The 16802-nt window shown below is 64.6% G+C and carries 13 protein-coding genes and 1 riboswitch; of the genes, 5 read left to right on the forward strand and 8 right to left on the reverse strand.

Annotated elements, in window-relative coordinates:
* Positions 1-20 precede the first annotated feature (20 nt).
* The 7 genes from DF196_RS09245 to DF196_RS09275 all read right to left on the reverse strand — a co-directional run bounded on the left by DF196_RS09245 (position 21) and on the right by DF196_RS09275 (position 8324).
* The gene (locus DF196_RS09245) at positions 21-1361 is read right to left on the reverse strand and encodes a DivIVA domain-containing protein (protein WP_109057547.1); all 1341 of its coding nucleotides are present in this window, start codon (positions 1359-1361) and stop codon (positions 21-23) included.
* 147 nt (positions 1362-1508) lie between these two features.
* Complete coding sequence (locus tag DF196_RS09250) at positions 1509-1811, reverse strand: YggT family protein (RefSeq protein WP_109057548.1); 303 nt, start codon at positions 1809-1811, stop codon at positions 1509-1511.
* A gap of 152 nt (positions 1812-1963) precedes the next feature.
* Positions 1964-2440, reverse strand: coding sequence for a cell division protein SepF (locus tag DF196_RS09255; protein ID WP_109057549.1), 477 nt, complete (start codon positions 2438-2440; stop codon positions 1964-1966).
* A 25-nt stretch (positions 2441-2465) separates the two neighbouring features.
* Positions 2466-3713, reverse strand: coding sequence for a cell division protein FtsZ (gene ftsZ, locus DF196_RS09260; RefSeq protein ID WP_109057550.1), 1248 nt, complete (start codon positions 3711-3713; stop codon positions 2466-2468).
* A gap of 174 nt (positions 3714-3887) precedes the next feature.
* On the reverse strand, positions 3888-5174 hold the full coding sequence (gene dusB / locus DF196_RS09265; protein WP_109057575.1) for a tRNA dihydrouridine synthase DusB: 1287 nt from the start codon (positions 5172-5174) through the stop codon (positions 3888-3890).
* A 100-nt stretch (positions 5175-5274) separates the two neighbouring features.
* The gene (locus DF196_RS09270) at positions 5275-6747 is read right to left on the reverse strand and encodes a glycine--tRNA ligase (RefSeq protein WP_109057551.1); all 1473 of its coding nucleotides are present in this window, start codon (positions 6745-6747) and stop codon (positions 5275-5277) included.
* Between the two features lie 158 nt (positions 6748-6905).
* Positions 6906-8324 carry a C1 family peptidase gene (locus tag DF196_RS09275; protein WP_109057552.1) on the reverse strand — a complete coding sequence of 473 codons (1419 nt, stop codon included), beginning with the start codon at positions 8322-8324 and terminating at the stop codon, positions 6906-6908.
* Positions 8325-8612: 288 nt separating this feature from the next.
* Positions 8613-8719: riboswitch (TPP riboswitch) on the forward strand.
* Here DF196_RS09275 and thiM point away from each other — a divergent pair.
* The 5 genes from thiM to DF196_RS09300 all read left to right on the forward strand — a co-directional run bounded on the left by thiM (position 8711) and on the right by DF196_RS09300 (position 15522).
* Positions 8711-9634, forward strand: a complete 924-nt coding sequence (gene thiM, locus DF196_RS09280) for a hydroxyethylthiazole kinase (protein ID WP_109057553.1) — start codon at positions 8711-8713, stop codon at positions 9632-9634. Its footprint overlaps the riboswitch before it by 9 nt.
* A 149-nt stretch (positions 9635-9783) precedes the next feature.
* Positions 9784-12531 (forward strand): phosphomethylpyrimidine synthase ThiC, encoded by a 2748-nt coding sequence (thiC, locus tag DF196_RS09285; protein WP_109057554.1) that lies wholly within the window; start codon positions 9784-9786, stop codon positions 12529-12531.
* A gap of 35 nt (positions 12532-12566) precedes the next feature.
* Positions 12567-13361: a bifunctional hydroxymethylpyrimidine kinase/phosphomethylpyrimidine kinase gene (gene thiD, locus DF196_RS09290; protein WP_109057555.1), complete on the forward strand. Its 795-nt coding sequence runs from the start codon at positions 12567-12569 to the stop codon at positions 13359-13361.
* A gap of 73 nt (positions 13362-13434) precedes the next feature.
* On the forward strand, positions 13435-13818 hold the full coding sequence (locus tag DF196_RS09295; protein ID WP_109057556.1) for a thiamine-binding protein: 384 nt from the start codon (positions 13435-13437) through the stop codon (positions 13816-13818).
* A gap of 324 nt (positions 13819-14142) precedes the next feature.
* Positions 14143-15522, forward strand: a complete 1380-nt coding sequence (locus DF196_RS09300; protein ID WP_109057557.1) for an MFS transporter — start codon at positions 14143-14145, stop codon at positions 15520-15522.
* Positions 15523-15540: 18 nt separating this feature from the next.
* Here DF196_RS09300 and DF196_RS09305 read toward each other — a convergent pair whose 3' ends face one another.
* Positions 15541-16734 carry a sensor histidine kinase gene (locus tag DF196_RS09305; protein ID WP_241519673.1) on the reverse strand — a complete coding sequence of 398 codons (1194 nt, stop codon included), beginning with the start codon at positions 16732-16734 and terminating at the stop codon, positions 15541-15543.
* Positions 16735-16802 lie beyond the last annotated feature (68 nt).

Consider the following 16802-nt stretch of genomic DNA (forward strand, 5'->3'; position numbering starts at 1 on the left):
GACTTGACCCTGCCTATGCCTTAGTTGTTCGAGGTCTGGTCTTCGTAGTTGTTGGACTCGGAGACCTGCGAAACCAGCTGGCCGAGGAACTCGGTGAGGCGGGCGCGGTACTCGGTCTCGAACTGCTTGAGGCTCTGGATGTTGCCCTCGATGACCTTGGACTGGGCCTGCAGGTTGTCGCGCACCTGCTCGGCGTAGGTGTCCGCGGCGGAGCGGGTCTTCTTGTCGTACTCGGCGGCGCGGCGCTGGACCTCAGCCTCGTAGTTGTCGGCGTCGGTGTGCTGCGTCTTGGAGTAGTTGTCCGCATCCTGACGGGTCTTGACGGAGTAGGCGTCGGCCTCGGAGTGCACGTTCTTGGCGTAGTTCTCGGCGTCCGCGTGCGTCTTATCACGGTAGGCGTCGGCCTCGGAGTGCGTGCGGTCGGAATAGGTGTCCGCCTCGGAACGGGTGCGGGCGGAGTAATCGTCGGCCTCGGCACGGGTGCGATCGGAGTAGTTGTTGGCCTTGGTGACCAGGTCCTCGTACTTGTTCTGGGCGGCCTCGCCGATCTCGCGGGCCTTGTTCTTGCCCTTCTCGACGTACTGGTCGTGCAGCTGCATGGCCAGGGTGAGCATGGCGGTGGCGCGCTCAGGCTCGGTGCCCGGCATGGAGGCGGCGCCTGCGATCTTCTGCAGAGAGCCGGTCTCGGTGCTCGGCTCGACCTTGGAAACCTGGCTGCGCAGCTGGTTCTCGCGCTGCTTGGCCTCTTCGAGCTGACGGGAAAGATCCTGAATCTGGGCGGCCTGCTGCTGGGCCACGGCACCCTGCTGCTGGGCGGCGGCGAGCTTGCGGGACAGCTCCTCGGCGGAGGCGCGGAACTTGTCGCGCTCCTGCTGGATGGCGGCAATCTGCTGGCCGACGGCCTCCTGGTTGCCGGAGGCCTGGGCGGCCTGGGCGGTCAGCTGGTCGATCTGGGCGTTGAGCTGGTCGACCTGCCCCTTGAGCTGCTCGTTCTGGGAGGCCAGCGCACGGTTGGATTCCTCGGCTTCGCTGAGCTTGGTGGCGGCCAGCTGGGCGGCCTGATCGCCGCGGGACTGGGCGTCCTGCTGGGCCTCGGCGGCGGACTTCTTCAGGTTCTCGTTCTCGGCCTGAAGCTGCTGCACCTGACCGGACAGCTCGGAAATCTTGTTGTTGAGGCTGGTCACGTCCGGACCCAGGGCCTGGGTGGACTGGCCGCCGGCTACCGCCTGACGTCCCAGAGCTTCGACCGTTTCCGTGACCTGATCAAGGAAGTCGTCAACCTCATCGACGTCATAGCCTTCCTTGAATCGAACGGTCTGGAAGGTATGCTCCCTAATATCCTTCGGCGTCAACAGAGCCATAAATCTTGCACCTCGCTTTGGGGCAGTGCCCTCGCTTACGTTGGTATCATCACGATGCTATCACGACCCCATCGTTTCATGGCAAGTAACGCGGTTTTATGGCGGATAAAGTTCGCAAACCGTGTTGCGGCGCCGGCCGCCGCGAGGTCAGAAGATGATCATGATCACGGATTCGAGGGCGACGAGCAGGAAGTACAGGACGATGAAGCTGATGTCCAGGTACATGCCGCCGAGAGGCAGCGGCCGGATGTACTGGCGCAGCCATCGAAGCGGCGGCTCGGTGACGGTGTACACGGCATTGATGAGCTGAGCCACCACGCCACGCGGGTACCAGTTGCGGGCGAGCAATGAGACCCAGTCGAGGATCATGCGGATGAACAGGACTGTGATGTAGGCGTTGATCAGCCATGCGAGGATGCGGCCGATCATGGCGAAAGTCAGGGATAACATGCTGCCAGCCTAACAAGCGGCGGTGAAATGTTCGCTGGTGGCCGGATATGCGAAAGCCGACTCCCTGCTGGAAGTCGGCTGGAAAGATGATGGGAGAACGATTGTCCGATTATCGGCGAACCATGTTCGGATCCACTCCCCTCAAGATGGGACTAATCCGCGAACAGGTCGTGGGCGGATGCGGGGGCGGTGGGCTCCTCGACCTTGATGTTCACCTGGGCGGGGCTCAGAAGGAACACACGCGGGGTGACGCGCTCCAGGGATCCGCGCACGCCAAACACCACGCCTGCGGAGAAGTCCACGATGCGGTACGCCACGGCCTCGGACACACCGGTCAGGTTGAGCACCACCGGCACGCCGTCGCGCAGGGCGCGGCCCACGAGCTGGGCGTCCTCGTAGGACTTCGGGTGGATGGTGGTGATGCGGTTGACGCGGCCGACCGGGAACTGCTTGGTCGAGGACGACGTGGTGGTCGTGGCCGCCGGCATCGGGGTCACCGTGTGGTCGGAGTCGAACGTGGGCTTGGGGGCCGGCTGGACCGGTTCCTCCTCCTCGATGTAGTCGTCATCGTCATCCACCACGTCGCTCATGCCGAGGTAGGACATAGCGTTCTTCATGAACCCTGCCATGGTTCGATCCTTTCAGCGGTCAGCTTCAGCGCAGGAAGTCGGGAATGTCGAGATCGCCCATCGGGTCGCTCGGGGCGACGGCCGGACGCTCGGTGGTCGGGTCGTCGAACGGCAGCGAGGTCGGGGTGCTGGTGGCGGGCGCGTACGTCGGCTGAGGCGTGGCCGGACGCGGCTGGGCGACGGGCTGCTGCTGGACAGGCTGCGGCTGCGCGGCCGGGGTCTCGTGGGTGGTCTGGCGCACCGGCGGATGGCTCAGCGCGCTCGTGGGCACCACGGGGCTCACGGGCTTCTGCTGCTGGGCGGCCTCCTGGGCGGAGACCGGGTCGAAGCCGGCGGCGATGACCGTGACGCGCACTTCGTCGCCGTAGGCGTCGTCCAGCGCGAGGCCCCAGATGATCTGGGCTTCGGGGTGGATGGCCTTGCGGACCAGCTCGGTGGCGGCGGACGCCTCCTGCAGCTTCAGGTCGGTGGGGCCGGCGATGTTGATGAGCGCACCGTGGGCGCCTTCGATGCTTTCCTCCAGCAGCGGGGAGCTGATGGCGATTTCGGCGGCCTGGGTGGCGCGGTCCTCGCCCCGCGCCGAGCCGATGCCGAACAGCGCGGTGCCGGCGCCGCGCAGGATGGAGTTCACATCGTTGAAGTCGACGTGGATGTACGAATTCGCGGAAATCAGATCGGTGATGCCCTGAACGCCGGCCAGCAGTGCGGTGTCGGCGGTCTTGAAGGCCTCGATGATGCCGATGGAACGGTCGGAAAGCTCCAGCAGGCGGTCATTCGGGATGACGATGAGGGCGTCGACCTCCTTGCGCAGGTTGTCGATGCCGTAATCGGCGGAGGCGGCGCGCTGCGGGCCTTCGAAGCTGAACGGGCGGGTGACCACGGCGATGGTCAGGGCACCCTGCTGGTGGGCCGCGCGAGCCACGATGGGGCTGGCGCCAGTACCGGTACCACCGCCCTCACCGCAGGTGACGAACACCATGTCGGAGCCCTTCAGGGCTTCCTCGATATCGGACTGGTGGTCCTGGGCGGCCTTGGCGCCCTTCTCCGGGTCGGCTCCGGCGCCGAGCCCGCGGCTGGTCTGATCGGACAGGGAGATCTTCACGTCCGCGTCGGAGCGGAGGAGATCCTTCGCGTCGGTGTTTACCGCTACAAACTCGACGTTCTGCAAGCCTTCGGCGATCATGCGGTTAACGGCGTTTCCGCCGGCACCACCGACGCCGACGACCTTGATATTGGTCTTGTCGTTGAACTCTGTCTGCGCGATCTCGCTCACGTTTGGCTCCTGTCACTTCACGGTTACACCCAAGAGTAGCGCACCTAGGCTACTGCCTGGGGGAAATTCACACGCCCAACCGCGCGTGTTGTGTGGATATTTTCGTCTTTTTGCGTACGTTTGCCGTTTTTCGGGTCCCAGGCGGCCGCCGGACCGGTTCCGCACGGCGTGCGGTCAGTAACTGGCGTCCATCGGGTCGTCGCCGAAGAGGGCCTCGCGCTCCTCATGGGTGGTGGTGCGCGAATCGAGCCAGCCATAGGGCAGATGGACCTTCTTGGCGAACCGCACGCGGCCGCGCGGCTTGTCCACCACACGCGGCGGGTATTCGATGGTCGGGTCCAGACGGCCGATCTCGCGGTCCACGTCCGCCAGGCTCTCGCATTCCATGAAGGCCTTGCGCGTGGAGCCGCCCACCGGGAATCCCTTGAGATACCAGGCGATGTGCTTGCGCAGGTCGTGCACTGCCATCATCTCGTCGCCCTCGTAGAACTCGGTGAGCAGTTCGGCGTGACGGTGGATCACCCGGCAGACCTCGCCGAGGTTCGGGTTGAGGCGTTCGGGGTTGCCGGCGAAGGCGTTCTTGATATTGGCGAACAGCCACGGGCGTCCCTGGCAGCCGCGGCCGATGGCCACGCCGTCGCAGCCGGTCTCGCGCACCATTTCGAGCGCGTCCTCGGCGCCCCAGATGTCGCCGTTGCCGAACACGGGGATGTCAAGGCTGCTCTTGAGCTCGCCGATGCGGGACCAGTCGGAGTGGCCTCCATAGTATTCGGCGGTGGTGCGGGCGTGCAGCGTCACCGCACGGCAGCCTTCCTCCTGGGCGATGTGTCCGGCTTCGAGGAAGGTCTCGTGCGCGTGGTCGATGCCCACGCGAATCTTGGCCGTGACGGGGATGCCGGCGGGTTCGCACACGGCGACCACGCGCTGGATGAGCTCGGTGAAGATATCCGTCTTCCATGGCAGGGCCGAACCACCGCCACGACGGGTGACCTTGGGCACCGGGCAGCCGAAGTTGAGATCCACATGGTCGGCCATGCCTTCGTCCACCACGATCTTGGCGGCCTGCTCGGTGATGGAGGGGTTCACGCCGTACAGCTGGAGCGAACGGATCTTCTCGCTGGGCGCGAAATGGCACAGTCGCAGGGCCTTGGGGTTGCGGGCCACGAGCGCGCGGGCGGTGATCATCTCCGCCACGTAGAGACCGTCGGGACCGTACTCCTCGCAGATCACACGGAACGGCCAGTTGGTCACGCCCGCCATGGGTGAAAGCACGACCGGCGTGGGCACGGTGATGTTCCCGAGCTTGACGGGGGCGATGTGCACCGGTTCGGCCGCACGGGCCGGCGCATCCGTGCGCGGGTCGAGGTTACCGGTCTCGTGGGGTGCGGTGATTACGGTTTCGGGGGTGTCTGTCACGTTTGTTTCCGTCTCCTTGGCTCCCGTCGGAGGAGCTGTCAGCATGAGCCGATTGAGGGGCAGCCAGGTCTCCATGACCTTGACTACCCCTCAGTCTCGCTTCGCGATCCAGCTCCCCTGACAAGGGGAGCCGAGGATTGCCCGATCAGTACAGGCCGCCGGCCTCCTGGATGCCGGAGGCGGGCCAGGGCTCGCCGCCCATCTCGACGGGCTTGAGCGGCACGCGGGTGCGCTTCTCGCCGATGCGCGCGGAGACGTAGTCGGCCACCTTGTCCAGGGAGACGCGCTCCTGGGCCATGGTGTCACGCTCGCGGATGGTCACGGCGTGATCGTCGAGGGTGTCGAAGTCCACGGTGATGCACAGCGGGGTGCCGATCTCGTCCTGGCGACGGTAACGGCGGCCGATGGCACCGGACTCGTCGTAGTCGATCATCCACTCGTTGAAGCGCAGGTCGGCGGCGAGGTTCTGGGCCACCTCCTGCAGTTCCGGCTTCTTGGAGAGCGGCAGCACGGCGGCCTTGATGGGGGCCAGACGCGGGTCGAGGCGCAGCACGGTGCGCTTGTCCACGCCGCCCTTGGTGTTCGGGGCCTCGTCCACGTCGTAGGCGTCCACCAGGAAGCACATGAGGGAGCGGGTCAGACCGGCGGCCGGTTCGATGACGTACGGCACATACTTCTCGCCGGTGGCCTGGTTGAAGTAGCTCAGGTCCTCGCCGGAGTGCTTGGCGTGCGCGGACAGGTCGAAGTCGGTGCGGTTCGCGATGCCCTCGAGCTCGCCCCAATCGGAGCCCTGGAAACCGAACTTGTATTCGATGTCCACGGTGCGCTTGGAGTAGTGGGCCAGCTTCTCCTTCGGGTGCTCGTAGTGGCGCAGGTTCTCCGGCTTGACGCCGAGATCCAGGTACCACTGGGTGCGGGCGTCGATCCAGTACTGGTGCCATTCCTCATCCGTGCCGGGAGCCACGAAGAACTCCATCTCCATCTGCTCGAACTCGCGGGTACGGAAGATGAAGTTACCGGGCGTGATCTCGTTACGGAAGGACTTGCCCATGTTGGCGATGCCGAACGGCGGCTTGGAACGGGAGGAGGTCATCACGTTCTTGAAGTCCACGAAGATGCCCTGGGCGGTCTCCGGGCGCAGGTAGTGCAGGCTGTTCTCGTCCTCGACCGGGCCCAGGTGGGTACGCAGCATCATGTTGAAGTCGCGCGGCTCGGTCCACTCGCCACGGGTGCCGCAGTTCGGGCAGACGATGTCCTTCATGCCGTTCTCGGGCATCTTGTCGCCGTGCTTTTCGGCGTAGGACTCCTCAAGCTTGTCCGCACGGTTGCGCTTGTGGCAGTTGAGGCACTCGACGAGCGGATCGTTGAAGACGCTCACGTGGCCGGAAGCGACCCACACCTCGGGCGGCAGGATGATGGAGGTGTCGACGCCCACCACGTCGGGGCGGGTGACGACCATGGAACGCCACCATTCGCGCTTGATGTTGTCCTTCAGCGCGACGCCGAGAGGACCGTAATCCCAAGCGGAACGGGTGCCGCCGTAGATTTCGCCGGCGGGGAACACGAAGCCGCGACGCTTCGCAAGGGATACGACTTCATCGAGTTTGGATTGAGCCACAATGCACCTTCTGGTTTGAACGGTTTGGGGACTTGGTTACAACCGCTTCAGAATAGCGGCACTCCCCTACATCACTTTTATAAAACGTAGGAACAAAGTACTTTGCAGATCCGTCTTCTGCCGGCTCCCCTCAGAGAAGGGGAGCCAAATGTATGGAATCAGCGGCAGGGGCGGGTGAGGGGCTGCCAGGGGTCGAGTTCGACCGGTTCGGACTCGGCAATGGCCAGGGTGGCCTCGTCGAGCATGTCCTTGCGGATGATGATTTCGGTGACGAACTGGTCGAACCAGGCGTCGGAGGCCACGTAGTAGCCGTCCTTGCCGTTGTCCTTGCCCCAGCTGTTCTCGATCTTCCAACGGTTCGGCTTGCCGTTCTCATCCAGGTTCACGCCGGTGAGGGTCATGGCGTGGTTGCTGGGACGGTCGCCGTATTCGAGGCCGTCCGCCTTGCTGAACGTGAATTCGGTGCCGAACAGCTGATCCACGCGCACGGTGTCGCGGTCGAAGACGCCTTCGCCGCGCAGGGCGAACTGCATGCAGTCGCAAGCGAACCAGATCGGATGGCCGGCCTTGAGCTGGTCCACGGCGGCCTTTTTGAACACGTCGAGCGGCACGTTGACGAATTCCATGTCGCCCGCCTCGATGACGTTAGCGGTGTAGCGGATGCGGTAGCGCGTGTTGAACGGGGTGCGCTTCATCGGGGCGTTGGAGATGGTCACAAAGTCGTTGACGTTCACCGGTACGTACTTGCGATAGAACTCCATCGGGGTGATGCCGGTCTCGCGGATCTGCTTGCGCTCGTCCATGCCGGACTCAGTGTTGGACTTGGACTGTTCGGCCGCACCTTCCTTACCGTCCTTGTCGTCATCGTCGTCCTTGACACGGGCCAGGAAGTCGAACGTCTCCGGCGGCTCGCCGAGGGCGATCGCGCAGATGCGGTAGACGGTGGCCATATCCTCGCGCTTGGCCTCGCGCAGGGCGTCCAGCGTCTCACCGTTTGCATGGCGGCGACGCAGGTCGGCGGCGAACTCGCGCAGCTTGGTGTTGAGGTACTGCTTGAAGGCATCGGAATCGCGGGAGTTCGCGGATTCGGGGTAGGCGGACTTGGGCACGAGGCCGTACTTGTTCACCAGTGCGGCGAACATCTGCCACCAGCCGCCGTCGTCGGATGGACCGTCGTTGATGACTTCGAAGATGCGGGAATCGGTGGGCTCGTCCAGGGTTTCCAGCACGTGCTCGAGGTAGGTGTTGGACTTCTCGATGGCGTCCCAGAAGAAGAGGTAGGTTTCGGAGAATTCGAAGTCCTCGAGGTTCCAGTGGTGCATGAGTTCGTAGCGCAGGGTGTTGAGGGACGCGAACATCCAGCAGCGGCCGGAACGTTCCTGGTTGGTGATCGAACCCTGCTTGAGTTCGATGGAGAAGTCGCGCGGCAGGGCGCGCAGGCCCTGGTAGTCGGTGGCGGCGGCGAGCACGCCGGTGGAGACGGCGGCGTTGGCGGCCACGAGATTGGCGCGGTCGGCGTTGAACGCGCGCGAATAGTCCCTGAGCTGGTCGATGTCGACGGCGGATTGATCGGTCATGGTTCCTCCCCTGTAGATGGGCTCATGCAAACGGTTTCATCCTACACGGGAGAAGGAGGTATGAGCGGACGCAGGAGAGACCTGACCGCCATATGATTGCCGAAAGCCGTCCGACCGGGCTTCCCTCAGTCCGCTTCGCGGCCAGCTCCCCTCATCGAGGGGAGCTAAAATCCTGAGCGCCGGCCCAATACCACGACGATGGGCGACGCGCCAGAGGCAGGGGCGGGAAATCAACGGTTTCTGTGCGATTTTGTGACGAAATTGTCTGGATTCGGGCATACGTTGGGCACTGTAATGCAGGGGAACCCGCGACAACGGCGGGTTGAGAAGGCCTTGGGCCTGACCCTTTGAACCTGTTGGTTAAGACCATCGTAGGGAGCAGTGATATGAGCGATGATTCGCACGTACATTGTGGTACATCCAATCCAGTGAATGACAGCGCACACACGGACGGGCAGCCCGACCTGACGGCTTTGCGCGCTTCCATCGCGCAGGCCGTGCGCAACGTGAAGGACAGGACGCCGCTGGCGCAGTCGTTCACCAATTTCGTGACCATCAACCTGGTGGCCAACGCGCAGCTTGCGGCCGGCGGCACCGCGGCGATGAGCTTCCTGCCGGACGACGTGATCGACACGGCCTCAATCTCCGGCGCGGACTACATCAACGTGGGCACGCTGCTGCCGTTCTATGCGGAGGCGCTGCCGCAGATCGCCCGCGCATTCCACAAGAGCGGGCACAAGTGGGTGCTCGACCCTGTGGCGGCCGGCATCGGCAGGACCCGTACCGAGATCCTGCGCGCGTTCCGCGCCGCTCCCCCGACCATCGTGCGCGGTAACGCCTCGGAAATCATCGCCCTGACGAACATGTGGGGGCTGGCCGCCGTCGATGGCGAAACGAGCCGCCCGGCCGGCGGGGAGTCGGTGGATGAGGTGGACGCTGCCGTGGAGCCCGCAAAGCGTCTGGCCCGGTTCCTTGCGGATTCGGCGCCCGAGGGCAAGGCCGCCGTGGCCGTGTCCGGCGCCGTGGATCTGGTGACCGACGGCGAACGGGTGTACCGGCTGCCGGGCGGCAGCGCGCTGATGGCCAAGATCACCGGTGCGGGATGCTCGCTGGGCGGCGTGACCGCCACGTATCTGGCGGTGGCGGAACCGTTGACGGCCGCCTTGGCCGCATCCCTCCTGTACAACCGCGCAGCCGAAGTGGCCGAGGCCAAGGCCGAGGGACCGGGCTCGTTCCAGGTGCATCTGCTCGATGCGCTGTGGAACCTCACGCCCGAGCAAGTGGCCGCATCCGAGATTCTGACGTACTAATCGTACTGCTTTCCGCAGTTTCTAGGCTCCCCTCTCTGAGGGGAGCTGTCACCGTAGGTGACTGAGGGGAGCCACACCCAAACTTGTCAATCTCCCTATTCCATATAGACCATACAGACTTCCTATATTTCAAATCAAAGGAATAACCCATGAGCAACGAATATCCGTACGCATCCATGCGCGACTCGTTCGACCTGTCCGCGTACTTCGTGGTGGGCCCCGAGGACTGCAAGGGCCGCCCGCTGACCGACGTGGTGGACCAGGCCCTGCGCGGCGGCGCGACCTTCCTGCAGCTGCGCGCCAAGCACGCGGACGCCTCCGAGCTGACCGCGATGGCGCAGGACATCGCGCAGATCATCGAGGACAACGACAAGTCCGACTCCGTGGCCTTCGTGATCGACGACCGCGCGGACGTGGTCTGGCAGGCTCGCCGCAAAGGCATCAAGGTGGACGGCGTGCACATCGGCCAGACGGACATGGAGCCGCGCGAGGCCCGTGCGCTGCTCGGCGACGACGCCATCGTGGGCCTGTCCGCCGAGACCGAGGCACTGGTCAAGCTCATCAATGAACTGCCGGATGGCTGCATCGACTACATCGGCGCTGGCCCGCTGCACGTCTCCACCACCAAGCCTGAGGCCTCCGTGGGCGGCAACGACGGTTCCGGGAAGACCCTGGACGCCAAGCAGATCAACACCATCTGCGCCGCCTGTGACTTCCCAGTGGTGGTGGGAGGCGGCGTGACCGCGGCCGACATGGACATGCTGGCGCGCACCAAGGCCGCCGGTTGGTTCGCGGTATCCGCCATCGCCGGCGCCGACGACCCCGAGGCGACCACCCGCGCGATGGTCGAGGGCTGGAAGGCCGTGCGCGGCGAGACGAAGCACGGCTATGCCAAGCGCATCGTGACCCACTCCCCCGCGGCGGACACGCAGGCCGCCCAGGAGGGCACAGCGCCCGCCGGGGCCGAGGCCACGGAGCAGAAGTTCACCAATGCCAAGGAGGCCAAGGCCGCGCAGAAGCTCGCCAAGCAGCAGCGCGTGGACATCGCCGCCCGCGGTTCGGCGCAGCGCGACAAGGCGCATATCCGCAAGACCAAGCCCGTGCATTTCGAGAACCAATTCGGTTCCTACGACCTCGAGGTGCCATACACCGAGATCAAACTGTCCGACACCCCCGGTGTGGGACCGAACCCGCCGTTCATCGACTACAACACCGAAGGTCCCAAGTGCGATCCGAAGGAGGGCTTGAAGCCCCTGCGCCTCGACTGGATCAAGGACCGCGGCGACGTGGAGGAGTACGAGGGCCGCGCCCGCAACCTGGAGGACGACGGCAAGCGCGCCATCAAGCGCGGCCGCGCCACCAAGGAATGGCGAGGCCGCACGCACCAGCCGATGCGCGCCAAGGACCACCCGGTGACCCAGATGTGGTACGCCCGCCACGGCATCGTGACCCCTGAAATGAAGTACGTGGCCGAACGCGAGAACTGCGATGTGGAGCTCGTCCGCTCGGAGCTCGCCGCCGGCCGCGCGGTGATGCCGTGCAACATCAACCATCCGGAAGCCGAACCGATGATCATCGGATCCGCGTTCCTGACCAAGCTCAACGCGAACATGGGCAACTCGGCCGTGACCTCCTCCATCGACGAGGAGGTGGAGAAGCTGACCTGGGCCACCAAGTGGGGCGCGGACACGGTCATGGACCTCTCGACCGGCAACGACATCCACACCACACGCGAGTGGATCCTCAGGAACTCCCCCGTGCCGATCGGCACCGTCCCGATGTATCAGGCACTCGAGAAGGTCGAGGACGACGCCTCCAAGCTCAGCTGGGAGCTGTTCCGCGACACCGTGATCGAACAGTGCGAGCAGGGCGTGGACTACATGACCATCCATGCCGGTGTGCTGCTGCGCTTCGTGCCGTTGACCGCCAACCGCGTGACCGGCATCGTCTCCCGCGGCGGCTCGATCATGGCCGAATGGTGCCTGCAGCATCATCAGGAAAGCTTCCTGTACACGCATTTCGACGAGCTGTGCGACATCTTCGCCAAGTACGACGTGGCGTTCTCGCTGGGCGACGGCCTGCGCCCCGGCTCCCTCGCGGACGCCAACGACGCGGCCCAGCTCGCCGAACTCATGACGCTGGGCGAGCTCACCCAGCGCGCGTGGGCCAAGGACGTGCAGGTGATGATCGAGGGCCCGGGCCACATCCCGTTCGACACCGTGCGCATGAACATCGAGATGGAGAAGGCGATCTGCAAGGACGCCCCGTTCTACACGCTGGGACCGCTGACCACGGACACCGCGCCGGGCTACGACCACATCACCTCCGCCATCGGCGGCGTGGAGATCGCCCGCTACGGCACGGCCATGCTGTGCTACGTGACTCCAAAGGAGCACTTGGGCCTGCCGAACAAGGACGATGTGAAGCAGGGCGTGATCGCGTACAAGATCGCCTGCCACGCCGCGGACATCGCCAAGCACCACCCGCACGCGCAGGATCGCGACCTGGCCATCTCCAAGGCCCGCTTCGAGTTCCGTTGGCTCGACCAGTTCAACTTGAGCTACGATCCGGACACCGCCATCGCCTTCCATGACGAGACGCTGCCCGCCGAGCCGGCCAAGATGGCGCACTTCTGCTCGATGTGCGGCCCGAAGTTCTGCTCGATGGCCATCTCGCAGAACATCCGCAAGCAGTTCGGCGGCGCGGCGGCCCAGGAACAGCTGGTACAGGACACGCTCGCCGGGAAGATCCCCTCCGCTCAGGAGGCGCGCGGCGCCATGACCGCCCCGGCGACCTCCGGCACCACCGCCACCGCCGAGGACATCCAGGCCGGCATGGCCGAGATGAGCCGCAAATTCCAGGAAGGCGGCTCCAAGCTGTACCAGAGCGCGCAGTAACATAAAGCCGACTCATCCATCAGAAAGGAAGAACCATGTCCACCTTGCCGCCTGTACTCGCCATCTCCGGATCGGATTCCTCCGGCGGCGCCGGCATGCAGGCCGATCTCAAAACCATGATGGCCTGCGGCGTGTTCGGCATGAGCGCCATCACCGCGCTCACCGCGCAGAACACCACCGGCGTGCGTTCCATCCAGGACACCAAGCCGGAGATCCTGGCCGATCAGATCGACATGGTCTTCGAGGATATTCCGCCGCTGGCCGTGAAGATCGGCATGGTCTCCGCGACGGACATCATCGACACCATCGCCGACCGCCTGACCGCCCATCACGCCACGAACATCGTGCTCGACCCGGTGATGGTGGCCACTTCGGGCGCCAAGCTCATCAGCGATGACGCCATCGCCGCGCTCACCGGCCGCCTGTTCCCGATGGCCACGGTGGTCACGCCGAACATCCCCGAGGCCGAAGTACTCACGGACACGCTGATCCATGACCAGGAGGACATGGAGGCCGCCGCCCGCCGCATCGTGGACAAGTTCGGTTGCGCGGCGCTCGTCAAGGGCGGCCATGGCACCGAGGACGCCAACGACGTGCTGGTGGAGACGGACGGCACCGTGACCTGGTTCGACGGGGAACGCATCAACAACCCGAACACCCACGGCACCGGCTGCACGCTGAGCTCCGCCATCGCCGCCTACCTGGCACAGGGCGACTCGCTGCCGAAGGCCATCAAGCACGCCAAGAAGTACCTGACCGGCGCGCTCAAGGCCATGCTGGACCTGGGTCAGGGCTCCGGTCCGATGGACCACTTCTGGAAGTACCGCTGACGTTATCGGCAATGGGTGGCTCCCTTCGCTTTCGAGGGGAGCCACCCATGTTTGTATAGGGAAAGGAATACCCATGGTTCTTGATCGCAATGCCGTCAGGCAGGAGGTGCCGGTGGACCCGGCGACCGGCAAGCCGTACCTTAACACCGTGGCCGCCATCCAGGTGTCCGCCGCGGGCGTGGGTTCGGAGGTCTCGCCGTATGTGGCGCAGGCCATCGAGGTGATCCGCGAATCGGGCCTGCCGCAGGAAACCAACGCCCTGTTCACCAACGTGGAGGGCAACCTGGACGACGTGCTCAAGGTGGCCGGCGAGGCCGCCAAGAAGCTCGCGGAGCAGGGGTACCGCACGTCGCTGGTGTTGCACATGGACATCCGCCCAGGATTCACCGGACAGCTTACGGAAAAGCCGAAGCTGGTGGACGAGATTCTGGCGGCGAAGCAGCAGAAACAGCAGTAGTCCGCGGTTACCGCGGCATCATGATTTCAGGGCGGCCCTTACCGGGTCGCCCTTTTTTTTCGTTGTTTCCTCCGACGGTTACCGTTCACAATGTGGCCGTCGCCAGGCAGCCTGCGGGAGCGCACCTATAGTACTTTCCTGACGTACGTGAGCAGTCTCACAACGATTGCCCACCGTAGGTGAATTCAAGACGCCGACCGCGTCCGACGCCCATCCCACACAATGGGAGGGAGAACGGGATCGCGGGCGGGGTCAAGAGTTCGTCCGCCGGCAATATACCGTTGAGCGGTTGCCGTCGGGCAGGATGTAGAAGAGGCGCTCATTATGACTGCTGCTGAACAGCAGATTTCCCGCAATTCCACGGCCATGAATTCCACGCAGGCGCGTGAGACCGTTGCGAATCGCACTCAGGTAGAAGAAATCATCTCGCGCGTGGATCGCGCTCATGAAACCCCGATGTTCCACCGCATCGTCGCCCTGGTGGCGGCCGGCATGCTGATGGACAGCATCGACGTATACATCGGCAGCGCCGTGGCTTCCAGCGCGCTGTCCACCCACTGGTCCACCGTGGCCCAGAACTCCACATTCATGTCCGCGGGCTTCCTTGGCCTCCTGGTCGGCTCCCTGCTGGCCGGTTTCGTGGGCGATCTGAAGGGCCGCCGCGTGGCCTACCAGATCAACCTGCTGTTGTTCGGCGGCTTCACGTTCCTCGGTGCGTTCGCCCCGAACATGGCCATCCTCTCCCTGTGTCGCCTGGGCGCAGGCCTCGGCCTCGGCGCCGAAATCGTGACCGGCTTCGCCATGGTCAACGAGTTCGCCCCGATGAACCGTCGTGGCCACTGGTGCGCGATCGTCTCGCTCGTGGCCAACTGCGGTGTGCCAATCGCCATGCTGCTGTGCGCGTTCATCATCCCCCGCTGGAGCTGGCGCCCGCTGTTCGTCGGCATCGGTCTGGTGGCGGCCGTGATCTGGTGGCTGCGCCGCGACATCCCCGAATCCCCGCGCTGGCTTGCGGTGCATGGCCGTTACGACGAGGCCGACGCCATCGTCAAGCAGCTTGAGGCCAATGGTTCCGAACCGGCTGAATCCGTCGCGGCGGCCAAGACCGACTCCACCCGCAACGCCGGTGGCCGCTCGCTCGGCATCTGCCTGCTCGTGGCCATCGTGGCCGTGAGCGCCACCAACGTGTGCTCCTACGCCTTCACCTCCTGGGTGCCGACGATCCTGGTCAAGCGCGGCATCAACCTGTCCGCTTCGCTGACCACCTCCACGATGATGATGCTCGGCGCCCCGGTGGGTTGCCTCATCGGCTCCCTGCTTATCGACCGCATCGGCCGCAAGCGCACCATCGTGCCGGCCTTCCTGTTCACGGGCGTGTTCGGCATGCTCTACGCCTTCCAGACCTCCACAACCGGCGCCATCATCGTGGGCTTCCTGCTCATGATGTGCCTTTACGTGCTCATGGCCTCCGTGGTGGCCGTGTACGCCCCCGAACTGTTCGCCACCAAGGTGCGCTTCCGCTGCGTGGGTGTGGCCAACGCCATCGCCAAGCTGCTCAACGTGTTGATGCCTATGGTGGTGGGCTGGATGCTCGTCTCGCTCGGTGCCACGTCCATCTTCGTATCCATCAGCGTGATCGCCATCGCCTCGATGCTCATCGTCGGCTTCTTCGGTGTGGAGACCGCCCAGAAGTCGGTCGGCTGATCGATTCCGTTAGTTCCGTCAATGTGCTGTCAGCGGCATGACCGCTGACAGCGTCCATTCGGCGTCCTGCATTTCGATGTGCAGGACGCCGTTTTGTTGTTCCAGCAACCGGCGGTATCGGTCCAGACCGGTGCCCGACGACAAGACACCGTCGCCCGCAGTCATGCCGCCGGCACTGTCATCGCCCGTTGCTTCCACAGGTTTCGGCGTATCGATGCAGGTGACGCGCACGGCGTCCGTTCCGATGCCCACCGTCATCACATACCCCTGTGCCGGATCGGCGTGTTTGGCTATGTTGCCGTACAGCTCTTCCAGCAGTCCGGCGACGAGTACGTTGCGATTCGCCGTGGCCCCGGTACCGGAAACGATCGTCTGTCCGTCGAATCCCAATTCCCGGAGCCTGTGGTCGCCCGCCGCCACGATGCCACGAACCTGCTCAGCCAAGGGACAGTCGGTCCGTTCCCCCTTCCTTGCCTGCGCCAGACCTGGATTCCGCGCTCCGGCGGCGTCTCCGGCAAGCTCCGGCGCATCGGCCAGTCCTTCGATGACACCGATGACCTGATGCGTGTGTTCCAGTGCTTGCGAGGCGATCGACCGCAGCTCACGCAGTTCCTCCACGGAGGGCGTGTGACCATCGACGATATCCTTGTCGAACCGCAGGATCAGATACGCCAGATCATTGGATACGTAGTCATGGATGTCCCGGGCCGCGCGTTCCTGCCGTTTCCGATGTTCCAGCTCGGCCTGTGCCATACCCCGTTCATGGTTCCACCGGACCGCCAGGCCGCCCAGCAGAGACCCGAGGAACAGGACGGCCACCGGCGCGACGCCGTGCATGGCCATGGTGCCGAACAGCAATCGCGTTCCCGATGCGGTCGATGGCCCCGCGAGCCATGCCAGTAATCCGGTGACGGTGATCGCGAATGCCAATCGTCCATCCGCATATCCGGCGACGCCCACCGCCAGCAGTACGGACAGCAGCATGGCCGATGGCATCTGCACCGGAACAAGGCAGAGGACAACCCATGCCATACCGGTCAGCACGCAACCGGTGACGGGACGGAACGCCATCAGGATGACGGCCGCGACGAATACGAACGAGGCGATGGCATCCATGATGCCCATATCGCCGCTCAGCATGCCGCCCAGGATTTCGATGGTGCAGATCAAAGCCGTGACCAGCGTGGCGACCAACAGCCATGCGTTGCGCACGCGACCGTCAATTGCGCCGAGTCTGTGCATGAGTTCGCATATCCGGCCCATGACGTGCCTCCTTATCT

It is taken from the genome of Bifidobacterium callitrichidarum (assembly GCF_003129905.1).
Classification (GTDB): Bacteria; Actinomycetota; Actinomycetes; order Actinomycetales; family Bifidobacteriaceae; genus Bifidobacterium; species Bifidobacterium callitrichidarum.

Bases quoted from the DNA above. Each gene is read 5' to 3' on its own strand.
- DF196_RS09295 (WP_109057556.1), top strand. From the start codon at position 13,435: ATGGTTCTTGATCGCAATGCCGTCAGGCAGGAGGTGCCGGTGGACCCG.
- thiC (WP_109057554.1), top strand. From the start codon at position 9,784: ATGAGCAACGAATATCCGTACGCATCCATGCGCGACTCGTTCGACCTG.
- DF196_RS09255 (WP_109057549.1), bottom strand. From the start codon at position 2,440: ATGGCAGGGTTCATGAAGAACGCTATGTCCTACCTCGGCATGAGCGAC.
- thiD (WP_109057555.1), top strand. From the start codon at position 12,567: ATGTCCACCTTGCCGCCTGTACTCGCCATCTCCGGATCGGATTCCTCC.
- DF196_RS09275 (WP_109057552.1), bottom strand. From the start codon at position 8,324: ATGACCGATCAATCCGCCGTCGACATCGACCAGCTCAGGGACTATTCG.
- DF196_RS09300 (WP_109057557.1), top strand. From the start codon at position 14,143: ATGACTGCTGCTGAACAGCAGATTTCCCGCAATTCCACGGCCATGAAT.
- DF196_RS09245 (WP_109057547.1), bottom strand. From the start codon at position 1,361: ATGGCTCTGTTGACGCCGAAGGATATTAGGGAGCATACCTTCCAGACC.
- dusB (WP_109057575.1), bottom strand. From the start codon at position 5,174: ATGCTGACAGCTCCTCCGACGGGAGCCAAGGAGACGGAAACAAACGTG.
- thiM (WP_109057553.1), top strand. From the start codon at position 8,711: ATGAGCGATGATTCGCACGTACATTGTGGTACATCCAATCCAGTGAAT.
- DF196_RS09250 (WP_109057548.1), bottom strand. From the start codon at position 1,811: ATGTTATCCCTGACTTTCGCCATGATCGGCCGCATCCTCGCATGGCTG.